Origin of the sequence: Paraburkholderia sp. 22099 (assembly GCF_052045835.1) — a bacterium.
Lineage (GTDB): Bacteria > Pseudomonadota > Gammaproteobacteria > Burkholderiales > Burkholderiaceae > Paraburkholderia > Paraburkholderia terricola.
In genome coordinates, this window is sequence record NZ_JBQEPU010000090.1 from 1 (window position 1) to 898 (window position 898).

The window sequence follows — 898 nt, forward strand, 5'->3', positions numbered from 1 at the left end:
CTATGACACGTTGCTCGATGAGGAGGTGCTCGCATGAACGCCGCCTACGATTCTGGCCGTATCGCACTTATGCTCAACGAACTACGCCTGCCAACGATCGGCCGGTTGTGGCCGGACTTCGCTGAACGCTCGGACAAGGAAAGCTGGCAGGCGTCCCGGCTACTCGGTGCATTGCTTGAACATGAACTCGCCGAGCGCGCTAAACGAAGAATCGAACGTCATCGTGCCGAGTCGCATCTGGATCCGACCAAGACGCTTGCCACCTTCCACTTCGGTGTTGTGCCTATGGTCTCGAAGGCGCATGTGATGGCGCTGGCCACCGGCGATTCGTGGCTTGAGAAAGGCGCCACGATTCTCCTGTTCGGGCCGCCTGGAGGCGGCAAAAGTCATCTTGGAAGCGCAATCGGACATGCCCTGATCGATGCCGGGTATCGCGTGTTGTTCACCCGGACCGGTGAAATCGTGCAGAAGCTCCAGGTAGCACGTCAGAGTCTGCAACTGCCTTCGGCGCTTGCCAAACTCGACCGGTTCGACCTGATCATCCTGGACGATCTGTCGTACGTGAGGAAGGACCAGGCCGAAACCAGCGTGCTGTTCGAACTGATCGCCGAAAGATACGAGCGGAAAAGTCTTCTGATAACCGCCAACCAGCCATTCTCCGGCTGGAATGACGTCTTCCCGGACCCCGGCATGACGGTGGCCGCCATCGACCGGCTCGTCCATCACTCGACGATCTTCGAGCTGAATGTCGAAAGCTATCGGCGCCGCACAGCCAGCGACAAACAGAAAGAGCGCCGCCGTCAATTACCCACTGACAACCCGAACGGAGCGACAACCATGACCCCCTGACACAGCGACAATCACCTCGGCCGAGCGGCCAAGATGTTTGTCGGTAAAC

The 898-nt window shown here is 58.8% G+C and carries 1 protein-coding gene; it reads left to right on the forward strand.

What is annotated here, in order from left to right; all coding sequences use genetic code 11:
- Window positions 1-33: 33 nt before the first annotated feature.
- On the forward strand, window positions 34-849 hold the full coding sequence (gene istB / locus ACTJLC_RS31780) for an IS21-like element helper ATPase IstB (RefSeq protein WP_114163773.1): 816 nt from the start codon (window positions 34-36) through the stop codon (window positions 847-849).
- Window positions 850-898: the final 49 nt, after the last annotated feature.